Annotated in this window: 29 protein-coding genes; 16 read left to right on the forward strand and 13 right to left on the reverse strand. The window is 73.3% G+C overall.

The window, feature by feature from the left end; genetic code table 11:
- From VFJ94_RS05005 to folE, 5 genes are all read right to left on the reverse strand, one after another.
- Positions 1–523 (reverse strand): hypothetical protein (locus tag VFJ94_RS05005; protein WP_325003093.1); only part of this gene is annotated, 523 nt, incomplete at its 3' end.
- Positions 524–828: 305 nt separating this feature from the next.
- A complete protein-coding gene (locus tag VFJ94_RS05010) occupies positions 829–2427 on the reverse strand; it encodes a glycoside hydrolase family 66 protein (protein WP_325003094.1) in 1599 nt (532 codons plus the stop codon).
- Between the two features lie 71 nt (positions 2428–2498).
- Entirely contained in the window at positions 2499–2984 is a 486-nt protein-coding gene (locus tag VFJ94_RS05015) for a hypothetical protein (RefSeq protein ID WP_325003095.1), read from the reverse strand.
- Positions 2981–4804 (reverse strand): glycoside hydrolase family 15 protein, encoded by a 1824-nt coding sequence (locus VFJ94_RS05020; protein WP_325003096.1) that lies wholly within the window; start codon positions 4802–4804, stop codon positions 2981–2983. The genes VFJ94_RS05015 and VFJ94_RS05020 overlap by 4 nt, the downstream gene beginning before the upstream one ends.
- Positions 4805–4835: 31 nt before the next feature.
- A complete protein-coding gene (folE, locus tag VFJ94_RS05025) occupies positions 4836–5444 on the reverse strand; it encodes a GTP cyclohydrolase I FolE (protein ID WP_325003097.1) in 609 nt (202 codons plus the stop codon).
- A 107-nt stretch (positions 5445–5551) separates the two neighbouring features.
- On the opposite strand from folE, the gene VFJ94_RS05030 reads away from it, so the two are divergent.
- The 9 genes from VFJ94_RS05030 to VFJ94_RS05070 all read left to right on the forward strand — a co-directional run bounded on the left by VFJ94_RS05030 (position 5552) and on the right by VFJ94_RS05070 (position 12719).
- A complete protein-coding gene (locus VFJ94_RS05030) occupies positions 5552–6268 on the forward strand; it encodes a transcriptional regulator (protein ID WP_325003098.1) in 717 nt (238 codons plus the stop codon).
- A gap of 173 nt (positions 6269–6441) precedes the next feature.
- Positions 6442–6864: a response regulator transcription factor gene (locus VFJ94_RS05035; protein ID WP_325003099.1), complete on the forward strand. Its 423-nt coding sequence runs from the start codon at positions 6442–6444 to the stop codon at positions 6862–6864.
- Positions 6857–7768: a hypothetical protein gene (locus VFJ94_RS05040; protein ID WP_325003100.1), complete on the forward strand. Its 912-nt coding sequence runs from the start codon at positions 6857–6859 to the stop codon at positions 7766–7768. The genes VFJ94_RS05035 and VFJ94_RS05040 overlap by 8 nt, the downstream gene beginning before the upstream one ends.
- Positions 7765–8640, forward strand: coding sequence for a hypothetical protein (locus tag VFJ94_RS05045; RefSeq protein ID WP_325003101.1), 876 nt, complete (start codon positions 7765–7767; stop codon positions 8638–8640). Before VFJ94_RS05040 ends, VFJ94_RS05045 begins: the two co-directional genes overlap by 4 nt.
- Entirely contained in the window at positions 8637–9797 is a 1161-nt protein-coding gene (locus VFJ94_RS05050; RefSeq protein ID WP_325003102.1) for a hypothetical protein, read from the forward strand. Before VFJ94_RS05045 ends, VFJ94_RS05050 begins: the two co-directional genes overlap by 4 nt.
- 4 nt (positions 9798–9801) lie before the next feature.
- On the forward strand, positions 9802–10716 hold the full coding sequence (locus tag VFJ94_RS05055) for a hypothetical protein (RefSeq protein WP_325003103.1): 915 nt from the start codon (positions 9802–9804) through the stop codon (positions 10714–10716).
- A complete protein-coding gene (locus tag VFJ94_RS05060) occupies positions 10713–10919 on the forward strand; it encodes a hypothetical protein (RefSeq protein ID WP_325003104.1) in 207 nt (68 codons plus the stop codon). The genes VFJ94_RS05055 and VFJ94_RS05060 overlap by 4 nt, the downstream gene beginning before the upstream one ends.
- Positions 10916–12346, forward strand: a complete 1431-nt coding sequence (locus VFJ94_RS05065) for a HAMP domain-containing sensor histidine kinase (RefSeq protein ID WP_325003105.1) — start codon at positions 10916–10918, stop codon at positions 12344–12346. The genes VFJ94_RS05060 and VFJ94_RS05065 overlap by 4 nt, the downstream gene beginning before the upstream one ends.
- Positions 12339–12719 (forward strand): response regulator transcription factor, encoded by a 381-nt coding sequence (locus VFJ94_RS05070; RefSeq protein WP_325003106.1) that lies wholly within the window; start codon positions 12339–12341, stop codon positions 12717–12719. The genes VFJ94_RS05065 and VFJ94_RS05070 overlap by 8 nt, the downstream gene beginning before the upstream one ends.
- A gap of 10 nt (positions 12720–12729) precedes the next feature.
- On the opposite strand, the gene VFJ94_RS05075 is transcribed toward VFJ94_RS05070, so the two are convergent.
- Positions 12730–14013, reverse strand: coding sequence for an MFS transporter (locus tag VFJ94_RS05075; RefSeq protein WP_325003107.1), 1284 nt, complete (start codon positions 14011–14013; stop codon positions 12730–12732).
- Between the two features lie 184 nt (positions 14014–14197).
- Between VFJ94_RS05075 and VFJ94_RS05080 the strand changes: the two genes are divergently transcribed.
- From VFJ94_RS05080 to VFJ94_RS05095, 4 genes are all read left to right on the forward strand, one after another.
- Complete coding sequence (locus tag VFJ94_RS05080; RefSeq protein WP_325003108.1) at positions 14198–15019, forward strand: sigma-70 family RNA polymerase sigma factor; 822 nt, start codon at positions 14198–14200, stop codon at positions 15017–15019.
- A gap of 232 nt (positions 15020–15251) precedes the next feature.
- On the forward strand, positions 15252–16088 hold the full coding sequence (locus VFJ94_RS05085) for a PRC and DUF2382 domain-containing protein (protein ID WP_325003109.1): 837 nt from the start codon (positions 15252–15254) through the stop codon (positions 16086–16088).
- Between the two features lie 226 nt (positions 16089–16314).
- Positions 16315–16962 (forward strand): hypothetical protein, encoded by a 648-nt coding sequence (locus tag VFJ94_RS05090; RefSeq protein ID WP_325003110.1) that lies wholly within the window; start codon positions 16315–16317, stop codon positions 16960–16962.
- A 98-nt stretch (positions 16963–17060) separates the two neighbouring features.
- Entirely contained in the window at positions 17061–17282 is a 222-nt protein-coding gene (locus tag VFJ94_RS05095; RefSeq protein ID WP_325003111.1) for a hypothetical protein, read from the forward strand.
- 54 nt (positions 17283–17336) lie between these two features.
- Here VFJ94_RS05095 and fabG read toward each other — a convergent pair whose 3' ends face one another.
- Entirely contained in the window at positions 17337–18098 is a 762-nt protein-coding gene (gene fabG / locus VFJ94_RS05100) for a 3-oxoacyl-ACP reductase FabG (RefSeq protein ID WP_325003112.1), read from the reverse strand.
- Positions 18099–18240: 142 nt separating this feature from the next.
- On the opposite strand from fabG, the gene VFJ94_RS05105 reads away from it, so the two are divergent.
- Positions 18241–19776 (forward strand): ATP-dependent DNA ligase, encoded by a 1536-nt coding sequence (locus VFJ94_RS05105; RefSeq protein ID WP_325003113.1) that lies wholly within the window; start codon positions 18241–18243, stop codon positions 19774–19776.
- A 199-nt stretch (positions 19777–19975) separates the two neighbouring features.
- On the opposite strand, the gene VFJ94_RS05110 is transcribed toward VFJ94_RS05105, so the two are convergent.
- Positions 19976–20161: a BldC family transcriptional regulator gene (locus VFJ94_RS05110; RefSeq protein ID WP_325003121.1), complete on the reverse strand. Its 186-nt coding sequence runs from the start codon at positions 20159–20161 to the stop codon at positions 19976–19978.
- A 316-nt stretch (positions 20162–20477) separates the two neighbouring features.
- Between VFJ94_RS05110 and VFJ94_RS05115 the strand changes: the two genes are divergently transcribed.
- Entirely contained in the window at positions 20478–20681 is a 204-nt protein-coding gene (locus tag VFJ94_RS05115; protein WP_325003114.1) for a DUF3073 domain-containing protein, read from the forward strand.
- 80 nt (positions 20682–20761) lie between these two features.
- On the opposite strand, the gene purM is transcribed toward VFJ94_RS05115, so the two are convergent.
- The 5 genes from purM to VFJ94_RS05140 form a co-directional block, all read right to left on the reverse strand.
- On the reverse strand, positions 20762–21865 hold the full coding sequence (purM, locus tag VFJ94_RS05120; protein ID WP_325003122.1) for a phosphoribosylformylglycinamidine cyclo-ligase: 1104 nt from the start codon (positions 21863–21865) through the stop codon (positions 20762–20764).
- 360 nt (positions 21866–22225) lie between these two features.
- The gene (purF, locus tag VFJ94_RS05125) at positions 22226–23824 is read right to left on the reverse strand and encodes an amidophosphoribosyltransferase (RefSeq protein WP_325003115.1); all 1599 of its coding nucleotides are present in this window, start codon (positions 23822–23824) and stop codon (positions 22226–22228) included.
- A gap of 73 nt (positions 23825–23897) precedes the next feature.
- Positions 23898–24455: an RNA 2',3'-cyclic phosphodiesterase gene (gene thpR, locus VFJ94_RS05130; protein WP_325003116.1), complete on the reverse strand. Its 558-nt coding sequence runs from the start codon at positions 24453–24455 to the stop codon at positions 23898–23900.
- A gap of 27 nt (positions 24456–24482) precedes the next feature.
- A complete protein-coding gene (locus VFJ94_RS05135; protein WP_325003117.1) occupies positions 24483–24710 on the reverse strand; it encodes a hypothetical protein in 228 nt (75 codons plus the stop codon).
- Positions 24707–25087 (reverse strand): sterol carrier family protein, encoded by a 381-nt coding sequence (locus VFJ94_RS05140; protein WP_325003118.1) that lies wholly within the window; start codon positions 25085–25087, stop codon positions 24707–24709. The genes VFJ94_RS05135 and VFJ94_RS05140 overlap by 4 nt, the downstream gene beginning before the upstream one ends.
- Before the next feature lie 82 nt (positions 25088–25169).
- On the opposite strand from VFJ94_RS05140, the gene VFJ94_RS05145 reads away from it, so the two are divergent.
- Positions 25170–25970 carry a fused MFS/spermidine synthase gene (locus tag VFJ94_RS05145; RefSeq protein ID WP_325003119.1) on the forward strand — a complete coding sequence of 267 codons (801 nt, stop codon included), beginning with the start codon at positions 25170–25172 and terminating at the stop codon, positions 25968–25970.
- Positions 25971–26230 lie beyond the last annotated feature (260 nt).

Consider the following 26230-nt stretch of genomic DNA (forward strand, 5'->3'; position numbering starts at 1 on the left):
AAATGACGTCCATGTACGTGTTGTCAAGGGCGGACCAGAAGCTGTCGTACTGCGCGGACACCTGCATCTTGTGGGAGAGATACCACTGCCCATTTGCGCCCTTGTAGTCCAGGTAGCGGACGTCACACCCACGGGCGTGAACCGCGCCGTCGATGTACAGCTCCCTGCAACTCGTGTCGTAGTACGCGCGGGCCGCCGTCGTAGCCATGGTGGTCGCCGGGGGGGCTTTCAGGGTTCGGACGTTGGCCAAGGCGCGCTCCGCTTGGGCCTTCGTCGGAAGCCTCTCGGTCGGCTCAAGCATGTTTCCGAAGTCTCTTACCGCTTCCTCGTAGGACACCCCCATCGACATGATCTCGGTGATGACCGACCGACCGAGGCGCTGGTTGGCTTCGATCCGCTTCATCGGATCGATCCCGAGGCCCTTTTCGTTTGGCGTGGTGACGGACGACTGGAGCCAGCCGTTCTTGATGTCGTCGCCCGAGGAGGAGGTCACATCGACGACCGACCCGGTCGGCGCTGACATCCGCACTTCGGTTGGCTATCCTGACCGACGCGAGTTGAGCGCGGTGATGGCGGAGCCCGACACCTGCAAGTACGGCTGCTGCACGCCTGGCCTGCTTCGGCAACGTTCTTTGCATCATGGCCGACTCGCTCGCCGTCGTGGACCGCCTGACTCGCCCTACTTTGAAAGCATCCTCGCGGCGAGCTCGCGCCGCAAGGACTGGAGTTGCTGATCCCGGGACGCTCGCATGGGTCTAGGCTTGGCTGCCCGTCAGGCCCACGGCCGTCCCAACAGCTCCTCGCGAGGTCCCCGGATTTCGCTTGGCCTCACCGCAGGATGCTGAGGGTGCCCCACGTGTCGAAGTCGGGGAGCAGGGCCGTGACGTAGTCGCCCTCGTCGCGCAGCTCGAGCGGCGTGAGGTGCGGGCCGCCGAGGGGGTGCCCGAAGACCGCTGAGGCCGCGGCCGACGCGACCCGGACGCGGACCGTGACGCCGCTGACCGTCCCGGTGGGCATCCGGGGCGCGTTCCACCGCCCGTCCTCCTGCGCCCGGTAGTCCACGAGCTGGACGACGAGCCGCCTGCCCGCCTCGCTGGTGCGCACCCAGACGGCCCCGGCCTCCGGCCGGGTCGACACCGGGGCACCGGCGACCACGACGTCCTCGTTGGCGCCCAGCGCGAGGCTGCCCGTGGTCTCTCGAAGCCCGGGATCGAAGAGCAGGTCGCCGTTGGCCACCGAGAAGTCGGTGAAGGCGCGCAGCGTCCGGACCGCCTCGTCGTCGAGGGTCGCGAAGTTCGGGTAGTAGGGGTCGACGAGGGCCCCGTGCCGCTCACCGAAGAGCAGGTACTGGCCGCCTGCGGCCCACACCGTCGAGAGGGCGAGCTTGGCCGCGGCGAGCTCCCGCTCGCCGCTGCCGCTGCCGAGGGGCTCGAGGTATGCCGCGAGGATGGGCGCCCGGCCCGGCGCCACGTCGCGTGCGGCACGGACGAGGTCGACGAGGTCGGCGTGCTCGACATGCGGCGGCCAGACCTCGACGTACGTGGCGTCCTGCCGGGCCCGCGCGGTTGTCCGGGTCGGAAAGTCGTTGACGTTGTTGAAGATCAGCGTCGCGCCGGGCAGCGCGTCGCGCACCGCGTCGATGAGGGCCGGGAGCTCCTCGGCGAGGTCGACGACGGCCCCTGCGGTCGTGACCGCCAGCTTGGGGTCGCCGTACTGGTCGAGGTGCAGGCCGTCGAAGCCCATCGTCGCGCACGCGTCACGCACCTGCTCCACGAGGTGGCGCACCCACGTGGAGCCGCGGCTGACGTCCATGACCCAGAGGAAGCCCCCCAGCGTCCACGGCTCGCCGCCGCGACGGTGCAGCACCTCGTCGGGGTGGTCGGCGACGTAGTCACGCCCGGCCCCGTAGACCGCGGCATAGGCCAGCGCCTGGGCACCGACGTCGTGCACCGCGTCGAGCAACGCCCGCACGGTCCGCAGCGACAGCGGCCGGCCGAGCGCGTCGACGAAGTCGTCCTCCGGCGGTAGCAGCTCGGCGTGGCGATACATCCAGTCGTAGAACTGCACGTGGGTGATGGAGAAGGCCGCCAGCGACTCGGCGACGGCGGCGGCGTCGGCTCGTCCGGCGCCGAAGTCGGCGACGAAGCCGTAGCGCGGGCGCGCGTTCCGGTCGGCGAGGACGTCGAATGCCGTGGTCGCCTCCTGCCCCGCCAGCCCGACCGTCACGGCATACCCACCCTCGGGGAAGGCGCCGAGGGCCACCGGCTGGCGCCCGACGCCGAGGGCCGCGGTGACCTCGCGGACCTGCTCGCCGAGGTGGGTCACGACGAGCGTTGCGGTTCCGGAGGTGGGCGCGTCGACGACGAGCGTGACCTCCGCTCCCGGCCGCAGGTCGGCCCGCCGCACCCGGGCGTCGAGGTGGGTCACGGGGTCCTCGCGCCCGGGTCGGGGCAGGAGGCGGAGGGCAGCATTGAACGCACCCTCCCATCAAAGACCGCTCAGCCGGCGGCCGTGAGGAAGGCCGCCACGATCGTGCCGTAGAGCAGGTGCGCGACCAGCCCGACCCACGCTGTCTGGGGTCCGTAGTTGCGCCCGAGGAAGCCGGGTGGCTCGAGCAGCGCGACGGAGCTCGAGTCGCTCATCGGGGTGCCCATCCGGGGATGGACCAGTGGCAGCAGCACGTTGACGAGCACCGTGCCCGAGAAGAGTCCGTGGCCGAGGCCGAAGAGCGTGCCGAGCCACCAGTCGTGACGGCCCAGCACGAGGAAGAGCGCCCAGTACGCGAGCGCGAACACCAGGCCCACCACGAAGTGCAGGGCGTAGCCGACCGCCTTGGCCCGCGTGCGGTGCCCGGTGACGGCAGTCCCCAGCAGGAAGGGAAGGTCCATGCGCGTCAGGTGCAGCTCTGTCGCGCCACGCAGCACCGTGGTCAGCACCAGCGTGCCCACGAAGCCCCCGGCGAGAGCGGCGGGCAGCAGGTTCATCGCCCCGCCTCCTGCGCGATGGCGGTCGCCGCACTGATCAGGGCGAGGTGGGTCAGGCCCTGCGGCAGGTTGCCGAGGAAGCCGCCGGTGGCGGGGTCGATCTCCTCGGCGTAGATGCCGACATCGTTGGCGAGCGCCGTGAGCCGGTCCATGAGCTCGCGCGCCTCGCTGACCCGTCCCGTGCGGGCGAGCGCCTCGACGAGCCAGAAGGAGCAGCTGAGGAAGGCCCCCTCCGATCCGGCGAGTCCGTCCTCCCCGCTGTAGCGGTAGAGGTACGGGCCGTGGCCGAGCGCCGATCGGATGGCCTCGACCGTGGTGCGCCAGCGGGGGGAGCCTGGGTCGCCGTAGCCCGACAAGAGTCCGAGCAGCACGCTGGCGTCGAGCTCCTCGCTGCCGGCGAAGCGGACGTAGCTGTCCAGGGCCGCCGAGTAGCAGCGCTCCTCGACGAAGCGGCCGCACGCTGCCGCCTCCGACCGCCAGCGGTCGCGGCGCCTGCGCGGCACCAGGCCGCGGTCGGCGAGCGCGGCGGCGCGGTCGAGGGCGACCCAGCACATCATCTTGGAGTGCGTGAAGTGCTCGGGCGCGCTGCGGACCTCCCAGATGCCGGCGTCCCGGTCGCGCCACAGCTCGCTCACGAGGTCGGCCACCTCGGCCAGCCGGCGCCCCACCTCTGCATCGAGCCTGCCGCCCGCCTTGCTGTAGAGCCACGCCGACTGCAGCAGCTCCCCGTAGCTGTCCAGCTGCTGCTGGTCGGCGGCGGCGTTGCCGACCCGCACCGGGCCCGAGCCGCGGTATCCCGCCAGCGGCAGGCTCCGCTCGGGCAGCCGCGGTCCGCCGTCGAGCCGGTAGAGCGGCTGCAGCCGGGGGTGCGTGAGCTGCGTGGCCTGGAGCAGCCACCAGAAGTAGGCCTCCGCCTCCGGCGCGCAGCCGAGCCGGAGGAGGGCGTCGACGACGAAGGCGGCGTCGCGCACCCAGCAGAACCGGTAGTCCCAGTTGCGCTCCCCACCGAGCTGCTCCGGCAGCGACGTGGTCGCGGCCGCCGCCACCGCCCCGGACGGCGCATGGACGAGCAGCTTCAGGGCGAGCGCACTGCGGATGACCGCAGGTCGCCAGTCGCCGGCATACGTGCGCGCGGCCGCCCACCGCCGCCAGCCGGCGACCGTGCGGGCGAACCGCTCGTCCGCCTCCCGGCGGGTCGGGAAGACAAGGGGCTCCTGGTGCGCCGCCGCCAGCGCCAGCAGGCCGGACGACCCGGGACTCGTGGCGAACGCGCCCCGGATGCCGCCGTCCTCGACCCGCGTCGTGCCCACGTCGAAACCGCATACCGCGACCGCGTCGCTGCCGGCGGTGGCGACCGGCACCCCCTGTCGCCAGCCGAGCCGGACGCGGCGCAGGCCGTAGCCGAAGCGCGGCTGCACGCTCCACGCCATCGGGACCGACCCGTGGAGCCCTTCAACGCGACGCTGCAGCTCGCGTGCCGGTCCCAGGCTGGGCCCACCCAGGCTGAGCAGGTCGGTCACCCGGGCCTGCCCGGCCTCCGTGTCGAAGGTCGTCTCGAGCACGTTGGTGTCGGGCAGGTAGCGGCGGGTGCTCTGGAACGCGATGGTGGGGGCGAGCGAGCAGCAGCCGCCGTCGTCGACGTCGAGCAGGGCCGCGAAGACGCTCGGCGAGTCGAGGTCCGGCCACGCCAGCCAGTCGATCCGCCCGTCGGCCGCGACGAGTGCCACGGACCGGCCGTCGCCGATCGCGGCATACGAACGCAGCGGCGCGTATCCGTCCACGCGGACGGGCGGGGCCTCCACCGGGTCCTCGACGGTCATGGCGCACCCACTGCTCGCAGCCGCCGGCTGGCTACCTCGATCCTCCGGTCAGGGAGAGGAACTCGGCGCGCGAGGTGGGGTCCGAGCGCAGCGCGCCGAGCAGGGCCGAGGTGACGGTGCGCGACCCGGTGGCCTGCACGCCGCGCAGCGTCATGCAGCTGTGCTCGGCCTCGATGACCACCCCGACCCCCGCCGCCCCGAGGTGCTCGGCGAGGGACGTCGCGACCTGCATGGTGAGACGCTCCTGGACCTGCGGCCGGCAGGCGAAGTGCTCGACGACCCGGGCCAGCTTGGACAGGCCGAGGATGCGGGCGCCGGGCAGGTAGCCGACGTGGGCCACGCCGACGAACGGCAGCAGGTGGTGCTCGCAGATCGAGCGGACCGGGATGTCGCGAGCGAGGACGATCTCGTCGTATCCCTCGTCGTTGGGAAACGTGGTCAGCTCGAAGGGGCGGGGGGTGAGCAGCTCCGCATAGGCCCGGGCCATCCTGGCGGGGGTGTCCGCGAGGCCCGCCGTGTCGAGGTCCATGCCGAGGGCCTCGAGGAACGCCGCGGCGGCGTCCTCGGCCGCCGCGACGTCGATCGCTCCCTCCGTCGGCACCATCCGCAGCGCCGTCCGTGTCAGCGCCGTCCGTGTCATAGTGGCCTCCCTCTAACGAGCATTGGTCTTTTTTTAGATTCTCGCGCTCCACTGGTTTTGTCAACGGCGATTGATATATTGGGGGGAGTCGTCCCGAGGAGAGCGCCATGCCCGCGTCCGAGCCCGCCCCCGCTGACGACCTGCTCCGCCTCGGCGTCCTGCACGAGCCCGCGCGACGAAGGCTCTACGACTACGTGCTCGACCAGGGCAGACCCGTCTCCCGGGACGAGGCGGGGGCCGCCGCAGGGATGGGGCGCACGCTCGCGGCCTACCACCTGGACCGGCTCGAGGCGGCCGGCCTGCTCTCCGCGCACTTCGAGCGGCCCCGCGGCCGGCGCGGCCCGGGTGCCGGTCGGCCGGCCAAGCTCTACCGCGCCACCGACCGCGAGCTGTCCGTGACGGTGCCACCGCGTGACTACGAGCTGCTGACCGCGCTGCTCCTCGACGCGATCGAGCACGATCAGGGTGCGGCGCTGCTTGCCGGAGCCGGCGACGCCGCCGAGCGGGCCGGGCGGCAGGCCGCCGAGCGGGCCGGGCGGCAGGCCGCCGAGCAGGCCGGGCGGCAGGCCGCCGGCGCGGCGACCGACCTGCTCACCGCCGCGCTGGACGACTGCGGCTACCGACCGGGCGTCGCGCCCGGAGGCGAGGTCGAGCTGCGGAACTGCCCGTTCCACAAGGCGGCCCGGGCCCATCCGCAGATCGTCTGCGGGCTCAACCTGCGGCTCGTGCACGGCCTGCTCGACGCCATCGGGCAGGACCCGGCCCGTGCGGCCCTCGAGCCCCACCCAGGACGCTGCTGCGTGGTCATCCACGGGGCCGGCTGAGCCGAGGGCGGCGTGTCGGGCGAGCAAGCGCAGGACGACGGAGGCGGGCGACACCTCCGGAATCCGCCCTCCTGTGCGGTCGGCGCGTATCTTGACCATGAGGCGGGCATTCACCCTGCCGTCAACCTGCCGGCGCAGTGTGGTGGCGGCCCGGGCGGAAGGACACCAACGTCATGGTGCGCGACGTCTCGGCTGGCCACCACGTGGTCGTCGTGGACGACGACGACCGCCTGCTCGCGCTCGCCCGCCTCGCCCTGCAGAAGCAGGCCATCCGGGTCACGACTGCCGGCACCGCCGAGGATGCCTGGTCGCTCATCGAGGCCGACCCGCCCGACCTCGTCATCCTCGACATCGTGCTGCCCGACGTCTCCGGGTGGGAGCTGCTGCGGCACATCCGCGAGCGTCGGGACTGCCTCGTGATGCTCCTCTCGGGCCGGGACTCCGACGTCGACAAGGCCCGCGGGCTGGACCTCGGGGCGGACGACTACCTGACCAAGCCGTTCAGCTTCCTGGAGTTCGAGGCACGGGTGCGCGCCCTGCTGCGCCGCGCCCCGTTGCGTGAGCCGTCACCGAAGCCGGAGCCCGGTCGTGGCTGAGCTCGCGGGCCCTCCGGTCACGGTCGCGCTCATCGCGGAGCAGCGACACCTGCAGAACCGGGCGCTGCTCGAGGCCCAGGCGGTGTGGCTCGAGCACGGGTGCAAGGTCGAGGTCCTCGTGCCCGACAGCAACCAGCTCTACGACATCCCCGTCGAGGCCCCGCCGTGGTCGGTCGTGGTCAGCCGCGGCCGGCATCTCGCCGGCCTCGGCCTCATGGCGGCCGCTGCCGCCCTCGGGGTGCTGGCGGTCAACGACCCCCAGGCAATCGACCTGGTGCGCAACAAGATCGGCATGCAGGCGGTCCTTGCCTCGCACGGCATACGGCAACCCCGGACGTGGTATGCCGGCGACCCTGCGGCCTTCGCGCGGCTCCCCTCGTCTGCGTTCCCTCTTGTCGTCAAGCCCTACGACGGCGACGGCGCCCGCGGCCTCGCCCTGCTCACCGACCCCGACGACATCGCTCTGCTGCCCGGCGCGGGGGCCCGCGGGTCCCTCTACCTCGGGCAGGAGTACGTCCCCACCGACGGCCATGACGTGAAGCTCTACGGCATCGGCTCCACGGTCTGGGCGGTCCGCAAGCCTTCCCCGGTGCGCCTGGTGCAGCCCGGTCCCGCCGAGCCCAACCCGGGCGGCGAGGCGGAGCTGCTCGAGCTCACCCCGCAGCTCGCCGACATCGCCCTCACCTGCGGCCGGGCCTGCGGTTTGGAGCTGTGGGGCGTCGACGTCGCGATGTCGCCCGACGGCCCCGTCGTCATCGAGGTCAACGACTTCCCGACCTACTCCGCGGTGCCCGGCGCGGGGTCGGCCATTGCCGAGCACGTGCTCATCCTCGTGCAGATGGAGGCGGTGGCGCGGGCAGCCGGCCGGGAGCACTACCGCTCCATCGTGCGGCGGCCGCAGTGACCACCGCGGCGCGGCCCCGCAAGCCCCTCGCCGGGGTGCGGGTCGGCTTGCTCGAGCGGCCGGACTCGCCAGGACGTCCGGGCGCACTCGTCGACGCGCTCGTGCCCGCACTGCGCGCGGCCCGGGCCGACGTGCGGCTGGTCCATGCCGAGGAGGGCCACCACCGCGTCGACGCTGCGCCCCCCTGGGATGTCGTGGTGCTCAAGTCGGGCTCGGCGGCAGCTCTGCACCTTGCCGCGGCCGCCGAGGGCTGGGGTGTGCCGTGCGTCAACTCGGCAGCGGCGACCGGCCTGGCCCGGGACAAGGTCGCGGTCGCGCTCCTCCTGCAGGGCGCGGGGCTGCCCGTCGCGCGGTCATGGGCCGCGTGGCTCGGCCGCGGCCCCGGCGAGAGCGGCGGCCACGGCGGCGGCGAGGGCGCCGGCGACCAGCTCGACGCACTGGCGGGTCGACCGCTCGTCGTCAAGGCCGCGCGCGGCTCGCGGGGCGAGGAGGTGTGGAGCGTTCCGGCCGGCGGCCTGCGTGCCGTGGCGTCTCGGCTGCCACCCGGCCCCTACCTTGTCATGGAGGCGGTGCCGCATGCCGGTGACGACCTCAAGGCCTACGTCGCCGGGGACTGGCTCACCGCCATCGAGCGCCCGTTTCCCGCCCGCACGCTGGCCGCCAAGGTCGGCCGTCCGGTGTCCTTGCCGGCTGGCGTGGCCGACGTCGTCCGGGCCGCCGGCGCGCTGCTGGGCCTCACCTGCTTCGGCGTCGACTTCGTCCGCGGACCGCAGGGCTGGGTCGTCGTGGACGTGAACGCGTTCCCGGGCTACAAGGGCGCGGAGGGCGCCGCGGAGGCGATCGTCAGCGAGCTTGCCCGGAGCCTCGCGTGAGCGCGCCGCTCTGCGTCGTCGCCGGCGCGGGACGGCTGGCCGCGGGCTACGTCGCACCCCTGCTGGCGGAGACCGGCTGGCAGGTCGTGCTGGTCAGCCGGTCGCGCGAGGTCGTCGACGCGGTGCAGCGGGGAGCCGGCCTGACCGTGGCAGTGGTCGGTCCCCGGGACATGCGGCGCTGGATCGGCGGGGTGCAGGCGATGAACCGGCTGGACCCTCGCCTGCCCGGGCTCGTGGCCGGAGCGGACCTCGTCGCGACGTCGGTCGGACCCGGCGCCCTGTGCGACGTCGGGACGTGGCTCGGGCCCCTGCTCCGACGACGCCTCGACACCAAGGCGGCCCCGCTCAACGTCGTCACCTTCGAGAACCACCGCCGCGCCCCAGAGCTGCTCGCCGAGGGCCTGCTGGCGGCCGCGCCCTCCCTGGCCGGCGAGCTCGGGCGCCGGCTGGGGCTCGCGGGGTCGGCGGTGTGGTCGGTCGTGTCCCGCCGGGAGGTGGAGCCGGGGGGCCTCACGCTCTACACCGACGGCGTCACCGAGGCCTACGTCGACCGGAGAGGGGTGCTGGACGGGGTCGCGCCGCTCGACGGCTCGGTGCCCGGCCTTCGACCGGTCGAGCCCTTCGACGCCTGGATGGCCGAGAAGCTGTGGCTCTTCAACGGGGGTCACGCGGCCGCGGCCTACCTGGGCTTCCTCGCCGGCTGTGCCACGGTCGACGAGGCCCTCGCCCGTCCGCGGCTCCGTGCCGAGGTGCGCGCCGTGCTCGCCGAGGCCGCGGCGGCTCTCGGCGGGCATTCCGGGAGCCCGTCGGACGCGCGCCTGGACGCGATCCTCACGCGGTATGCCGATCCCGCGCTCGCCGACCCGGTGACCCGGGTGGCCCGCGAGCCGCGGCGCAAGCTGGCACCTGGCGACCGCCTCATCGGCCCCGCCGTCGCGGCGCGCGGAGTCGGCGTCCAGCCGGCGGCCCTGGCAAGGGTGGCCGCGGCCGCGCTGGCCTACCGTGAGCCGAGCGATCCGCAGGCGGTCGCGCTCGACGCGGAGCTTCGTCTCCTCGGCCCGGCCGAGGTGCTCGCCACCATCAGCCAGCTCCATCCGAGCGACGAGCTGTCGCGGCTGGTCTGCGCCAGCTATCACGATCTTGTCCGGGGAGCGTGAGGCGGTGTCCCGCACGGGCGCCGCCCCGAGCCGGCACGTCGAGCTGTGGGTGGAGGCCCGCCACGGACGACCGGCGGTCAACCCGGTCGTGGCGGAGCTGCTCGCGCAGGTCTCGGCGACGGGCACGCGGGTCTCGGTCCGGGTCCCCGAGCTCGACCTCGTGGGGAGCCGCCCGGGCGCCCCGCCAGACGCGGTGCTGCTCAAGACCGCGGGCACGCTCGCGCTCTCCCTCGCCGTCGCGCAGGAGGGCGCCGGCGTGGTCTTCCTCAACTCGGCGGCGGCCACGGTCGCGGCCAACGACAAGGCGGCCGTCGTGGCCCGGCTGCGGGCGGCGGGTCTGCCGGTCCCCACCACCTACCTCGTGGCTCCCGGTCAGGACCCGGCCACTCCTCGACCCGACCCCACGCCCGCCACCAGCGGCGACCCCGCCGACCGCGCTGCGGCCACCGGCCGGGCCGCGCACTGGGTGACCAAGCCGGTGCTCGGCTGGCACGGGGGCGGCGTGCAGGTCCAGCCCGGCCTCGACCGGGCCCTCGATGCTGCCCGCACGCAGCCGCGAGAGCCCGGCTGGGTTGTGGACGACGGCACGCGGCTGGTTCAGCGTCGAGTGGGCGGCGATGAGTCGGACCTCAAGGTCTACGTCGCCGGGTCGGAGGCCTTCGCGGCGCGCAAGAGCTTCGCCCCGGGCAGCTACGCGAGCAACGACGTCGCGCCGGTCGACCTCGGTCCCGTCGAGACCGACATCGTGCTCGGGGCGGGAGAGGTCCTCGGGCTGCAGGTGTTCGGCGTCGACCTCCGGCACGACGAAGGCCGACCCACGGTCATCGACGTGAACCCCTTCCCCGGCTTCCGAGGGTTTCCGGCCGCGGTGGCGGCCCTGCGGAGCCAGCTGGCTCGCGCCTGCCCGGGGCTGGCGTGAGCGGCCCGACGGCATACGGCGACTTCGAGCACGCGATGCGCGGGCTCCTCACCGTGGTGGTCGGCGAGGCCGAGATCGTGCTCGCGCGGGACGACCTGCCGGGCGAGGAACGCCGGGCGAGCGTCGAGCGGGTCGTCCAGGCCGCCCGGCAGATGGAGCAGCTCCTCACGAGGTGGCGCGAGGTGTCGGGGCCGCCCCCGTGAGCCGGGCCCGCTCCGGAGCCGACGACCGCCGACCGTGGCAGCGGCTCAGCCTCGTCGCACGGTTCACCCTCGTGTGCCTCGCGCTCATCCTCGTCGTCGGCATCATCGCGGCCCAGGCCGTCGCCTCCGAGCTGCGGTCGACGGCGCTCAGCCAGGAGGCCCAGGCCGTCGCGTTCGACGCGTCGGCGCGGATCGAGGGCCTGCTGCGGCCCGACGACCTGCGGCTGCCGCTGACCGGGGAGCGGGTGGCACAGATCGACCGGCTCGTGCGCGAGCGCGCGCTCGGGCTCGGCACCCTGGGCATGAGCCTGTGGCGCGCGGACCACGTCATCGCCTACTCGACCGACAGCTCGTCGATCGCCAAGAGCGACCACGACGACCCGGAGCTCGACGCCGCCCTCGCGGGCCGGCTCACGCAGAGCATCAAGCGCAGCTCCGCCGTCGACATCCGGCTGCCCTCGTCGACGGCCGAGGTCATGGAGGTCTACGTCCCGCTGCGGCTCGGCGGCCCCGAGGTCGTCGGCGCCTTCGAGCTCTACCGCGACCTCGCCGACGTCAACGGGCGCATCGCGACCGTCCGCCGGTCCATGGTCATGGTGCTGGGCGGCGGCCTCGCGGTGCTCCTCGTAGCCCTCCTCATGGTCGTGCGCGGCGCCTCCCGGCAGCTGCAGACCCAGTCCGAGACCCTCGCCCACCTGGCTGCCCGGCAGGAGGTCGCCCGCCTGCAGACGGAGTTCGTCGGCGTCGTGTCCCACGAGCTGCGCACCCCGCTCACGGCGTTGGTCGGCTTCTCCGAGCTGCTGCTCGGCGAGGACGTGGCCGACCATGACCGGCGGGAATGGACCGAGCTGCTGCACAGCGGCGCCCAGCACCTGCGCCACCTGGTGGAGCAGCTGCTCGACGTCTCACGCATCGACGAGTCGCGGCTGGAGGTGCACCTGACCACGGTGTCCGTCCAGGCGGCGGCCGCGGAGGCGCTGAGGTCTTTCACCGCGCTGCCGCCCGGCATCGAGATCACCCGGCACTTCGAGAAGGGCCTCCCCCCGGTGCTGGCCGACCACGAGCGGCTCGTCCAGATCCTCACCAACCTGCTCTCCAATGCGGTGAAGTACTCCCCCGACGGCGGCGAGGTCGCCCTGACCGCCCGGCGCCTCGGCCGGACGGTCCAGGTCAACGTGGTCGACCACGGGCTCGGCATCCCGCCGACGGAGACCGACCGCATCTTCGAGCGCTTCTACCGGGTGGACGACGAGCGCAGGCGCTCCATCGAGGGCACCGGCCTCGGCCTCTACATCACCCGCCAGCTCGTGCAGCTGCTCGGCGGCACGATCACGGTGCACTCGCTGGGAGAGCGCCGCGGAAGTGCGTTCACCGTCACCCTCCCCGTCGCCCCTCCGGCCGCGCGGCGGCATTCGGCGAATGCCTGACACGCTGCTCATCGCGGAGGACGACCACCTCGTCGTCCGCCTCCTGCGTGCGACCTTCGCGCCGACCGGGCTGCGGCTGCTCACGGTCGGCACCGGGTCGGAGGCGCTCGAGGTGGCCCGAGCGGAGCGGCCGGACGCCGTCATCCTCGACGTCGGCCTGCCCGACCTCGACGGCTACGAGGTATGCCGCCGGCTCCGTTCCGCGCCGGAGACGGCGTCCATCCTCGTCGTCATGCTCTCGGCACGGGCGGCGGACAGCGACCAGGAGCGGGGGACCCGCGCCGGCGCGGCGCTCTACCTCACCAAGCCGTTCAGCCCCAGCGAGCTGCGCGCCGCGGTGCAGGGCCTCCTGGAGCAGCCCCGCCCCCGCTGACCGGCGCGGCTCAGGCGCCGTCCGCCGGACCGGCGCGGCTCGCCGGCCGGACGGCGTCGGCGCTGCCCGCAGCCGCCGCCCTGACCGGCGCCGGCCGCTGGCGGTGCGTCACCCACCAGGTCCACACCTCGGTCACCGCCGCGACGCCGCACCGGGTGCCGAGCATGAGCGGCAGGCCGCCGAGCGCGAGGAGCCCCCCGGCGAGGATCGGCCCCGCGGCGTCGCCGGCGTCCTCGCCGACGTCGATGACCGAGAGCACACGGGCCCTGCGTCCCGGATGCCGACGGGCGGCCTCGGCCATGACGGATCCCCACGCAGGGCGGAACGCCGCCTTGCCCGTGTCGTCGACGACCTTGGAGGCCCCGACCCCCCACACCGACGGCAGCGCGAGGTACATCAGGGAGGACACGATGTTGGCGAACCCGCGGACGCTGAGGACGAGCGCCCGGCTGCGGTGGTCCGCCAGCCATCCGAAGACCGGGCCGGCGACGATGACCACGACCGCCGAGCCCAGCATGATGAAGCCGATCTGGGCCGGGTCGAGGTGGAAGTACACCGTGGCGATGGCGGGGAAGAGGTTCATCATCCCGGCGGTCGTGCCGAAGAGGAATCCCAGGACGGTCAGCGTCCACACCCGGTCGCGGGGGTCGGGTGCCGAGTCGGCTGGCGAGTCGGCTGGCGGGTCGGACTCGGGGCCGGCGTCCGGGCGTCCCGATCCCGGGCGGAGGAACCGTGCGACCACGCCGAGCGGCAGCAGCGACAGGACGAAGGCGACGACGAAGACCCGGCGGTAGTCCTGGCTGGGCCCCACGGCGAGCAGCACACCGGCTGCCGCACGCCCGAGCGAGGCGGCGACGTTCTTGGCGGTGTGGTACCACCCGAACACGGACGCGACCCGCTTGGCGCCCCCGGCGTCGGCGATGAGGGCGTTGAGCGGCGGGTCGCGCAGCGCCTGGGTGAGGCCGTAGAGGAGGCGGATCGCGAAGAGCTGCCACGGCGCGACGGCCACGGCGAGGAGCAGCCCGACCAGGCTGCGGCCGGCTATCGCGACGATCAGCATGCGGCGGTGCCCGAAGCGGTCGGCCAGGGGGCTGAGGACCGGCTTGGCCACGAGCATGAGCACGACGTTGGCCGACACGAGGACGCCAACCTGCGAGAGGGTCATCCCGAGGCGCAGGGCGTAGAGCGGCAGCGCGAGACCGATGAGCCCGAAGCTCAGCCGGGACAGGAACCCCTCGGCGACGATGGCCAGCGCTGAGCCGGCCGGCGTGGGTCCGCGGTGGACCGGGCGCATCGGAGCTCCTTTCCAGTTCAGCGAGTCTCGCAGTTGCCGGCCCGGGTGTCAGCGGGTGGCAGCCGGAGCCGACAACCCCTAGACACCGTGTTGCCGATCACACCGTCTATGCTTACGCTGTAAAACCGATCGACGTGGTCCAGCAACGGCGCCACTGGTCAATTGCGTCAGAAGGGCGGCATGCATGCCGTTGCCAGCACCATCGACGACCGGCTTCACCGACGAGGACCACGACGCCCACCGTTTCGAGCCGTTGCTCGAGTCGCTCTGCGCGACCTCCGATCCGGCGCACCGCCGGCGCCTGGAGCAGGAGATCGTGCTCGGCACCCTGCACCTGGCCGACTCCGTGGCACGCCGCTACTACGGGCGCGGCATCGAGCTCGAGGACCTGACCCAGGTGGCCCGGATGGCCCTCGTCAAGGCCGTCCAGCGCTACCGACCCGGCGTCGGGGCGAGCTTCCCAGCCTATGCGGTGCCGACCATCGCCGGGGAGCTCAAGCGCTACTTCCGCGACTCCGGGTGGTCCGTCCGTCCGCCGCGGCGCCTGCAGGAGCTGCGGGTCTCGCTCGTCGGGCAGGAGGAGCGCCTGACGCACGAGCTGCACCGCGAGCCCACGCTGGCCGACCTCGCGGAGGCGATGGGCGTGCCCCGCAGCACCGTCTCCGAAGCCAGGCTCACGCGGGCGGCATACAGCGCCCTGTCTCTCGACGCGCCGGCGCCCGGCAGCGAGACGCGACCCGAGCTGCCCGAGTCCGGGGACGACCCCTTCGCCCTCCTCGAGACGCGCGACGCGCTGCGGTCGGCGCTCGCCGACCTCACCGATCGGGAGCGGACCATCGTGCGGATGCGGTTCCTCGAGGAGTGCACCCAGGCGCAGATCGGTGAGGCGCTCGGCGTGAGCCAGATGCAGGTGTCCCGCCTCCTCGTCGCCATCCTGCGCAAGCTGCGTGAGCGGCTCGCCGCCGACGGCTACGGCAGCGCGCCGCTGCGAGGCGTCGGCGCCTGAACCTGCGTCGGGGCTACCGGGGGGAGCCCTGACGCACGACGCCCCGCTCCGACCGGCGCGCCCGTCGGTCGGAACGGGCCCCGCTCCTCGCCACGCCAGGGGCGTGTATACGGCGTAAGCATGGGGTACTGCCTCGACCGTGCGCGAACCCGCGGCAGGGCCAGTCACCACGGATGCCCCACGGGTGCCGCACGAACGAGCGAATGATCGCCAACCGAGAGAAGGACGAACCATGAGCATCGACCGGAATCAGCTGACCGAGGTGATCGGCGGCACCGTCTACGGGTCCGACGGCGACAAGATCGGCCAGGTGGGTCAGGTCTACCTCGACGACGTGACCGACCAGCCGGAGTGGGTCACCGTGCAGACGGGCCTCTTCGGCACCAAGGAGACGTTCATCCCCATCGCCGAGGCACAGTTCGACAACGGCGACGTGCGAGTCCCCTTCGACAAGTCCAAGGTCAAGGGCGCGCCCAACGTCGACGCCGAGCAGGGCCACCTCTCGCGCGAGGAGGAGGAGGAGCTCTACCGCTACTACGGTCTCGACTACTCGCGGCAGACCTCCGACTCCGACGGCGCGGACGACGTCGACACCACGCGCACCGCGGGCCTGACCGACCCGACCGCCGGGCGCGACGCGGCCTCGGAGGGGTACGACACGTCCGGACCGACGACCGACGACGCGATGACGGTGTCGGAGGAGCGCCTCGAGGTGGGCACCCAGTCGCGCGAGGCCGGCCGCGCCCGGCTACGCAAGTACGTCGTCACCGAGCAGCAGAACGTCACCGTGCCGGTGAGCCGCGAGGAGGTCCGCGTCGAGCGGGAGCCCATCACTGACGCCAACGTCGGCGCCGCCATGAGCGGGCCGGACATCTCGGAGGAGGAGCACGAGGTGGTCCTGCGTGAGGAGCGCCCCGTGGTCGCCAAGGAGACGGTGCCCGTCGAGCGCGTGAAGCTGTCCAAGGACACCGTCACCGAGAACGTCGAGGTCTCGGAGGACGTGCGCAAGGAGCGCGTCGAGACCGACGGCATCGAGACGGACCGCAACACGGGGGACGACCGGCGCTGAGCGTTCCGCCGGCTCCTACCAGCCCAGCGCCGGGCCCGTCAGTGACGGGCCCGGCGCTCGCCGTTGGGGCGGTCACGACGCGCCTGGACTGGTCGCCTGCCCCCCCTTCCGGCGCCTCGGCGGATCCGGCAGCATCGTCACTATCGGCATCATTCGCCTCTTCCCGCACCACAGGCCACCGCGCCGCGAATGACACCCGTGGCGCACCTCGAGGATCGGAGGATCCATGAGCACGAGCTACAACGAACGACCCGACGGGGCCGACAGCCGCGAGGGGACCGGGGCGGGCGACGCCGTCCCCAGCCGTGCGGCTCTCTCCGGCATCCTGCACGCCGAGAAGGAGCAGTTCGGCGGGGTCAAGATCGGTGCCGCCTTCTTCGGCTGGCTGACCGCGATGGGCATGGCAGTCCTGCTCACCGCACTGCTCGCCGCGGTGGGCGCGACCGTCGGCGTCGCCACCAACACCGACGTGGGGCAGGCGGCCAGCCAGGCCACCACCCAGCCGGGGACCGTCGGGATGGCGGGCGCCATCGCGCTCTTCGTCATCCTCTTCGTCGCCTACTACTGCGGCGGCTACGTCGCCGGGCGGATGGCGCGCTTCAACGGCATCCGGCAGGGCCTCGCCGTGTGGCTGTGGGCCGTCGTCATCGCCATTGTCGTGGCGGTGCTCGGCGCCGTCGTGGGCAGCAAGTACAACGTCCTCGCGACGCTCAACAGCTTCCCCCGCATCCCGGTGGGCGAGGGCAGCCTCACCACGGCCGGTCTCGTGGCCGCGGTGCTCACCATCGTGGCCAGCCTCGGCGGGGCGATCCTCGGCGGGCTGGCCGGGATGCGCTTCCACCGCAAGGTCGACCGAGCGGTGCCCGAAGCGTGACGTCGAGCACTCTCGTCGCCCCGTGACCCCCGGGCCCCCCGACCCCCAGACCCCCAGACCCCTCAAGCACCGTCCCACCACGCGAAAGGAAAGCCGCCATGCAGATCGACAAGCAGCAGATCCTCGAGTTCCTCAAGCAGCGCGGGGAGCACGACAAGGCCGAGCAGGCCGCCTCCCAGCTGCCTGACCAGGTGGACACCGATCAGCACGAGGGACTGCTCGGGTCACTCGGCATCAACCCGGCCGAGCTCCTCGGCAACCTCGCCAACCAGGCCGGCCTCGGCGGCCTGGGCGACCTGGGGGGCAAGCTCGGTCTCTGAGCGCACCTCCGCCTGTCGTCGGCGGGCCCGGCCCTCCGGCCGGACCCGCTGCCGTCAGGCCCGCGGCCCGCCCGCGACATAGATCACCTGTCCGGACACGAAACCGGCCTCCTCGCTCGCGAAGAACGACGCCATCGCCGCGATGTCCTCCGGCTGGCCCACCCGCTGCACCGGGATCTCCTTGGCGCTGAAGGCGATGAAGTCCTCGAACGACACGCCCAGCCGTTCGGCGGTCGCCCTTGTCATGTCGGTCTGGATGAAGCCGGGAGCGATGGCGTTCGCCGTGACGCCGAACCTGCCCAGCTCGATGGCCAGCGTCTTGGTGAAGCCCTGCAGCCCCGCCTTGGCCGTGGAGTAGTTGGCCTGGCCGCGGTTGCCCAGGGCGGAGGTGGAGGAGAGGTTGATGATGCGACCCCAGCCGGCGTCGGTCATGTGCTGCTGCACCGCGCGGGACATGAGGAAGGCCCCGCGCAGGTGGACCCCCATCACCGCGTCCCAGTCGTCGGCGGACATCTTGAAGAGCAGGTTGTCGCGGATGATCCCGGCGTTGTTGACGAGGATCGTCGGCGCGCCCAGCTCCCCCACGACCCGCTCCACCGCTGCCTGGGCGGAGGCCTCGTCGGCGACGTCGACAGCCACGGCGAGCGCCCGGCCGCCGGCCGACCCGATCGCGTCCACCGTCGGCGCGCACGCGGACTCGTCGAGGTCGAGGACGGCGACAGCGCAGCCGTCGGCGCCCAGTCGCCTGGCCACGGCGGCTCCGATGCCGCGGGCCGCCCCGGTCACGATCGCGGTGCGGGCGTTGTCAGCGTTCATGTGGTGCTCTCCTGGGGTCTCGGCGGTGGCGCGGTGGTAAGCACCTGCTTACCTTGACGACCGGGAAGGCCTGCGTCAAGCCGCCGGGCCTTCGGGGCCGCCTCGTACCCGCCTGTCAGTGATGCGATGCACAATCGGTCTCGTGCTCCTCTCCGACGTCGTGGCGGCCTCCGTGGCCGTGGCGGCCACCACCTCGCGGACCGCCAAGACGGCCGCCGTGGCGCGGGCCCTCGTCGCCGCCGCGGCGGAGGGACCCGCGACCGTGGAGGTCGTGGCCGCCTACCTCTCGGGCGTGCTGCCGCAGCGGCGGATCGGGGTCGCCTGGCGCGGCCTGCAGGATCTGCCCGCGCCGGCGCACGACGCGTCGCTCAGCGTCACGGACGTGGACGGCGCCGCCGAGGACCTGGCGCGCCTCTCCGGGCCGGGCTCGGCCGGGCGGCGCGCCGCCATCGTCCGCGCGCTCTTCGCCCGCGCCACCGCGGCCGAGCAACGGTGGCTGGCGGGCCTGCTCACGGGCGAGACGCGGCAGGGCGCGGCCGACGGCGTCCTGCTCCAGGCGATCGCCCGGGCGGCGGACGTCCCCGACGAGGCGGTGCGCCGAGCGGTGATGCTGGCCGGACACGCCGGCCCCGTGGCCCGGGCGGCGCTCACCGGCGGCGGCCCGGCGCTCGAGGCGATCACGCTCGAGGTCGGCAGGCCGTTGCGGCCGATGCTGGCCGGGGCGGCCCCCGATGTCGCGACGGCGCTCGCCACGATCCCCGGCGAGGTGGCCGTCGAGACCAAGCTCGACGGCATACGGCTGCAGGCCCACGTCGAGGACGGCACGGTGGCCCTCTACACGCGCACTCTCGAGGACGTCACCGACCGGATGCCGGAGATCACCGAGGCCCTCGCGGCGCTGCCCGTGCGACGGGCGGTCCTCGACGGGGAGGTGGTGGCCCTCCGGCCGGACGGGCGCCCCGAGCCGTTCCAGGTCACCGGCGCCCGCACCGCGAGCAGCGCCGACCCGGCGCGGCTGCGCCGGGAGGTGCCGCTCACGCCGTACTTCTTCGACGTGCTCCACCTCGACGGTGCGGACCTGCTCGACGCGCCGGCTGCCGCACGCTGGGACCGGCTGGTGGCCACCGTGCCGCCGGGGTGGCTCGTCGCGCGGACCACGACGGCCGACGTGGGCGCGGCGGAGGCCTTCTTCGCCAGGCAGGTGGCGGCCGGGCACGAGGGCGTCGTGGTCAAGGACCTGCGCGTGCCGTATGCCGCAGGCCGCCGGGGCGCCGGGTGGGTCAAGGTCAAGCCGCGGCACACCCTCGACCTCGTCGTGCTCGCGGTGGAGTGGGGCAGCGGCCGGCGGCACGGCTGGCTGTCCAACATCCACCTGGGCGCCCGGGACGCCACGACGGGCCAGCTCGTCATGCTCGGCAAGACGTTCAAGGGCATGACCGACGAGATGCTGCGTTGGCAGACCGTGCGCTTCCTGACCCTGGAGACCTCGCGCAGCGGTCACGTCGTGCACGTCCGGCCCGAGCAGGTGGTGGAGATCGCCTTCGACGGGGTGCAGCGCTCGACCCGGTATCCCGGCGGCATGGCGCTGCGCTTCGCCCGCGTGGTGCGCTACCGCGACGACAAGCCGGTCGAGGAGGTCGACACGACCCAGACGGTGCGCGCGCTGGCCGGCTGGTGAGCCTCCCACCCCGGTCGAGTGGCCACTTCCGCACGCCCCCACCGCCCCCACCCCGGTCGAGTGGCCACTTGCGCACGCGGATGGTCGAGATCTCCGTCGGCTGCCATCAGGTCGGAGAGCCGCCGGGACACAGAGCAGGCGGGGAAGGTGCCGAGCACCTTCCCCGCCTGCCCTCCCTTGAGGCGGATGTCGTGACAGGTCACTGACCTGACAGCAGCTTGCGCACCTCTGACTCCCGATACCGGCGGTGTCCCCCCAGCGTCCGGATCGACGTCAGTTTGCCTGCCTTCGCCCAACGGGTGACCGTCTTGGGGTCAACCCGAAACAGCGCGGCAACTTCAGCAGGTGTCAATAGCTTTTCGGCATCAGCTCTTTCCGGTGTCATCATCACGGCTTCCCCACCCTGTCGCTCGTTGCGGGCGACTCGCATGGGCCCCGAGTTCGGCCCATGGCCACAGGCTAGAGTCCGGAGGCTGGCACCGTGAGCAGAATGGCGAAATGCCCCGAACCTGGGCCGGGAGCGGACAAAGCGGGCCTAACCCCCCGCGGCCGGGGCCGCAGGACGCGCGACGTACCTGCCTCATGTAGCCTTAGCACCACGAGAACACCACATTCCCGGGGCCGCTACGCGGACATCGAAGAGCCCTCCGGCGCTTCGACGAGCGATGCCGCCTCGGCACGACGCACGAGGGGGTCACGCCATGGGGCGCGGCCGAGCCAAAGCCAAGCAGACCAAGGTCGCACGGCAGCTCAAGTACTACACGCCTGACACGGACTTGAGCGCGCTGGAACGCGAACTCCACGGGTCCGAGTCGTCCCAGCGAGACGGTGACAACGCGTCGCAGTTCGCTGACCAGGACGAGTTCGACGACTACGGGAAGTGGACCGCCGCGGGCGAGCGCTGAGCTTCCCCGCCCACCTTCCGCCCTCGTGCGCCGGCCGCGGCCGGCGTTGCCTTGCCGGCAAGCATGGCCCCGGCGCGCCCTCAGGCGCCACGGTGCTCCCCCACGAGCTGCACGGCTCCTCCGTCGACGCCCTTGGCGCCGCGGACGACCTCGGCGGAGCCGTCCGGTGTGGCCTCGAGTTCACTGCTCACGCCCCCGAGCACCCACGCCGGTATGCCGTGTGACGCGCACACCTCGATGGCGCGGGCGGCGTGACCCTGCGGCAGCACCGCGACGAAGCCGACACCCATGTTGAGGGTGCGTTCGAGGTCGGCCCGGGGCACCCTGCCGAGCCGAGCGACCGCGCCGAACACGGGGGGCGGTGTCCACGTCGAGCGGTCCAGCGTCGCGAACGTCCCGGCCGGCAGGACGCGGGCGAGGTTGGCCGCGAGCCCCCCGCCGGTGACGTGGGACAGGGCATGCACGGCGACGCCCTCGGTGCCGATGAGGTCGAGGAGCGGACGGCTGTAGATCCGGGTCGGCTCGAGCAGCTCCTCGCCGAGAGTACGGCCGAAGTCGTCGACGTGGCGGTCGAGCGACCAGCCGGCCCCCGCGACGACCCGGCGCACGAGGGAGTAGCCGTTGCTGTGCAGACCGCTCGAGGCGAGCGCGACGACGGAGTCACCAGGCTGGACTCGGTGCGGGCCGAGCACCGCGGCATACTCCACGACGCCCGTCGCGGCGCCGGCCACGTCGTACTCGTCGGGACCGAGCAGGCCCGGATGCTCGGCCGTCTCGCCGCCGACGAGCGCCACTCCCGCCTCGGCGCAGGCGGCCGCGATGCCGCCGACGATGGCCGCGACGCGCTCGGGAACGACCTTGCCGGTGGCGATGTAGTCGGTGAGGTAGAGCGGCTCGGCTCCGCACACGACGATGTCGTCGACGACCATGCCGACGAGGTCGAAGCCGATCGTGTCGTGCTTGTCGAGCGCTTGGGCGATGGCCACCTTGGTGCCCACGCCGTCGGTCGAGGTGGCGAGGACGGGCCGTGTCATCCGGGCCAGGGCGGACGCGTCGAACATGCCGGCGAAGCCCCCGAGGCCGCCGAGCACCTCGGGCCGCGAGGCGCGGCGGACGGCCGACTTCATCAGCTCGACGGCGCGGTCTCCCGCCTCGACGTCGACCCCGGCGGCGGCATACGTCATGGGCGCGTTCGGCTCATTCGTCACTGGGCAACCCTACCGAGGCCGCTGCGTCTCGCCGCGGTCCTCCTCCTCCACGAGACCCCAGCCCTCGGTTCGAGGTATTCCACGACCGCATCGGGTCGCGGATTACCTCGAACGCGTCGTCCACAGCCACGGACGACCTCGTAGCGCCGACGTCTGCTGCCTCGGCAGGCTGGTGGCATGAAGGGCCTGCTCCGCCGAAACGTGGTCACTCTGCAGCACGACAGGGTCCTGCGCATCGACGTCGTCTCCGGCTCTACGAGGACGAGTTCCTGGGTCAAGTCGCCCTCGGCTTGGCGCAGACGCGCTCGAGCTAGGCGGCAGCTGGGGGTGGCGCAGCTAGGGGTGGCGCAGGGCGCCCGCGCCACCGGTGCCCACCCCGACCGCCACGCCGTCCACGTCGACGGAGCGCTGGCCATCGGGGCGGCTGTCCAGGTCGACGGAGCGGTCGTGGCCCGTGCGGACCGTCAGCGGCAGGGTCTCGAGGATGTGCTTGCCGACGCGACCGTCCTCGGGCAGGGCGATCGGGTAGGTCCCGGTGAAACACGCCGAGCAGAGGGCGTCGGCCGGCTGGTCCGTGGCGCCGATCATCCCCTCCTCGGAGATGTAGCCGAGGGAGTCCGCCCCGATGGAGGCGCGGATCTCCTCGACCCCGAGGCCCGTCGCGATGAGCTCAGCGCGCGTCGCGAAGTCGATCCCGTAGAAGCACGGCCAGCGCACCGGCGGCGACGAGATCCGCACGTGGACCTCGGCGGCGCCGGCCTCGCGAAGCATCCGGATCTGCGCCCGCTGGGTGTTGCCCCGCACGATGGAGTCGTCGACGACGACGAGCCGCTTGCCCCGGATGGTGTGCTCGAGGGGGTTGAGCTTGAGGCGGATGCCGAGCTGGCGAAGCGTCTGCGAGGGCTGGATGAAGGTGCGCCCCACGTAGGCGTTCTTGACGAAGCCCTGGCCGAACGGGATGCCCGACTCCTGGGAGTAGCCCACCGCCGCCGGCACGCCCGACTCGGGCACGCCGATGACGAGGTCCGCGTCGACGGGGTGCTCGCGCGCCAGCACGCGCCCCATCTCGAGGCGGGCCTCGTGGACGACCCGGCCGCGGATGACCGCGTCGGGGCGGGCGAGGTAGACGTACTCGAACACGCAGCCCTTGGGCTGCGGCTGCGCGAAGCGGTGCGTGCGCAGGCCGTCCTCGTCGATGGCGAGCAGCTCCCCCGGCTCCACTTCTCGGATGACCGAGGCGCCGATCGTCTGCAGCGCCGCGGTCTCGGACGCGACGACCCAGCCGCGCTCAAGGCGCCCGAGGGCGAGCGGGCGCACGCCCCACGGGTCGCGGGCGGCATACAGGGTGTGCTCGTCCATGAAGACGAAGGAGAACGCTCCACGCAGCTTCGGCAGCAGCTCGAGGGCGGCCTCCTCCGGCGTGCGCTCGGGGTCGGCGGCGAGCAGGGTGGTCACGAGGGCCGTGTCGGAGGTGTTGCCCCGGGCGAGCTCGCCCGTGACCGGGCCGGCGCCGAAGTGCTCGTCGACCATGGCCTTGAGCTCGGCGGTGTTGATGAGGTTGCCGTTGTGGGCGAGCGCGATGGTCTTGCCGCCGGAGCCGCCCAAGGTCGGCTGGGCGTTCTCCCACGTGGAGCCGCCGGTGGTCGAGTACCGCGTGTGGCCGATCGCGATGTGGCCGCGCAACGAGCTCAGCGCGGTCTCGTCGAAGACCTGCGAGACCAGGCCCATGTCCTTGTAGACGAGGATCTTGTCGCCGTCGCCCGTGGCGATCCCGGCCGACTCCTGGCCCCGGTGCTGCAGGGCGTAGAGCCCGAAGTAGGTGAGCTTGGCCACGTCCTCGCCGGGGGCCCACACACCGAAGACGCCGCAGGCGTCCTGTGGCCCCTTCTCGCCGGGGAGGAGCTCATGGGTGAGGAGACCGTCGCCGCGTGCCACCGCCTCATCCTCCCACATCCGAGGCGGCCGCCCGGCCGCGCGCCTGCGGGCGGGGCGAGCCCCCAGCCGGTGCTCAGCCGAGCGGAAGCTCCGCGACGACCTCGTAGCGCGGACGCCCGCCGCGCCCCTGGCCCAGGTGCGACTCGACGAGCGTCAGGTGCGTGGCGGTCCACGCTGGCGTCTCGACGGTGTCGAGCACGCGGATCCACCGCGTGGCCTCGGTCGGCCGGGGAAAGCGCCCGAGCGTTACGTGCGGGTGGAACCGTGCGCCGTCGGGGGTGGCTCCGACCGACCCGGCCGCCGAGCGTATGCCGCGGGCCGCGGCCGCGAGGTCGCCCCGCAGCTGCTCGACGCCCACCCAGAGGACCCGCGCGGCATACGGGTTGGGGAAGGCGCCCGCCCCGGACAGGCGCAGGACGAGGGGCTGCCGACGCGCGGCCGAGGCGCCGAGGACGTCGACGAGGTCGTCGAGGCGGTGCTCCGGGACCTGGCCCAGGAAGGCCAGCGTGACGTGCCACTGGTGCGGGTCTGTCCACCGGACCTCACGGCCGGCCTCGATGCGCGGCTGCAGGTGGGCGGCGAGGTCCTCGAGGACCTCGGCGGGCGGGACGATGGCGACGAAGAGGCGCATCGCGGCGGCGGGGGCTCGGCGGGCTCGTCAGTCGGGCGAGCGGCGGGACCGGTCGAGCAGGACCGCCACGACCCCCGCGATGCCGGTGCCGACGACGGCGCCCACGACGCCCAGGTAGGCCAGCACCGTGCCCGTGGAGTAGTTCGGCGGGTTGTCGCGCACCGCGGAGATCGTGGCGCCCGCGAGGAAGCCGAGCACCGCCCCGGTGAGGAGGAACCGCTTGAAGTCGGGGATGCGTGGGCGCTGCTCGGTCACCGGTCAAGGGTAAGTGAGGCCAGCGGCAGCAGACCGTTCAGATGGGCCCGCTGGCCGCTCGCCCGGACGGCCGCGGACCCGACGGCGTCGTCCCAGGACAGGTCGCCCGTCGCCAGCCGCAGCCACGTCGCGGGGTCGGTCTCGATGACGTTGGGCGGCGTGCCCCGGGTGTGGACCGGCCCCTCGACGCACTGGACCGCGCCGAACGGCGGCACGCGGACCTCGACCGTGCGGCCGGGCGCCGTGGCCGCGAGCTCCTCCAGGGTGAAGCGCACGGCCGTCGCCATGGCGCTGCGGTCGGCCGCGAAGCCCGCGGACCGGCATACGTCGAGGGCCGCGAGCCCGTCGGCCGCCGGGGTGCGGCGGCGGGGGGGCATGCGCTCAGGGTAGTCAGACGCCGCTGCGACACTGGGGTCGACGCTGGTCGCGGAAGGGAGCGCGCATGGGACGCCGGGTGCTGTGAGCGGGCACGTCACCCTCGAGTGGGACGACCGGGGCGGCGTGACGGTCGTCATGGACGGCACGCCGCAGTCGCACGTGCAGCCCGACGACCCGACGGTCCTCGTCTTCGAATACGTCCAGCACCTCGCGGCCGTGGTCCGCGTCCTGGCCCCCGGCCCCCTCGCCGTCACCCATGTCGGCGGCGCCGGCCTCACCCTGCCGCGGTGGGTCGAGGCGACCCGGCCCGGCTCGCCCCAGATCGTCCTCGAGCCGGACGCCGCGCTCACCGAGCTCGTCCGCCGCGAGGTCCCGCTGCCTCGTCGGCACCGGATCCGGGTCCGTGCCCAGGACGGGCTGACCGGGGTGTCCGCGCTGGCGGACTCGAGCGCGGACGTCGTGGTCACGGATGCGTATGCCGCTGGGCGCGTCCCCGGGGAGCTCACGCACACGGCATACGTGGAGCAGGTGACGCGGGTGCTTCGGCACTCGGGAGCCGCGTTGTGGAACCTCGCGGACGAGCCGGGGCTGCGCTACGTCGCCCGGGTGGTGGCGACCGTGCGGCAGCACCTGCCGCACGCGGCGCTGCTCGCGACGCACGAGGTGCTCAAGGGGCGCCGCTTCGGCAACGCGGTGCTCGCGGCGAGCCGGGTGCCGCTGCCCCTTGACGCCCTCCGGCGGGAGGTGGCCTCCGCGGCGCTGCCCACGGGCGTGCGGGCCGAGCGGGAGCTGGATCGCCTCGGCGGGGGCGGCCGGCCGTTCGTGGCGGACTCGTGTGCGAGCCCGCCACCGCCGGACGCCCGCGGCTGGCGGGTGCGCTGACCGCCCGGGCGGACAGCAACCCTGGGGGCTCGACTCGTGCCCCCGCCCGCCTCCGGTCGAGTGGCCACTTCGACGTCAGTAGGTCGAGTGGCCAGTTCGGTGCACTTGGACACCGTGCGAAAGTGGCCAGTTCGAGGTCAGCGGGTCGAGTGGCCATTTCGGTGCACTTGGGCACCGTGCGAAAGTGCCCACTCGACGTCAGTGGGGCCGTACGGAAGTGGCCACTCGACGTCAGTGGGGCCGTACGGAAGTGGCCAGTG

The sequence above is a fragment of the Intrasporangium sp. genome, from assembly GCF_035688975.1.
In the GTDB taxonomy this organism is placed as follows: domain Bacteria; phylum Actinomycetota; class Actinomycetes; order Actinomycetales; family Dermatophilaceae; genus CALMNV01.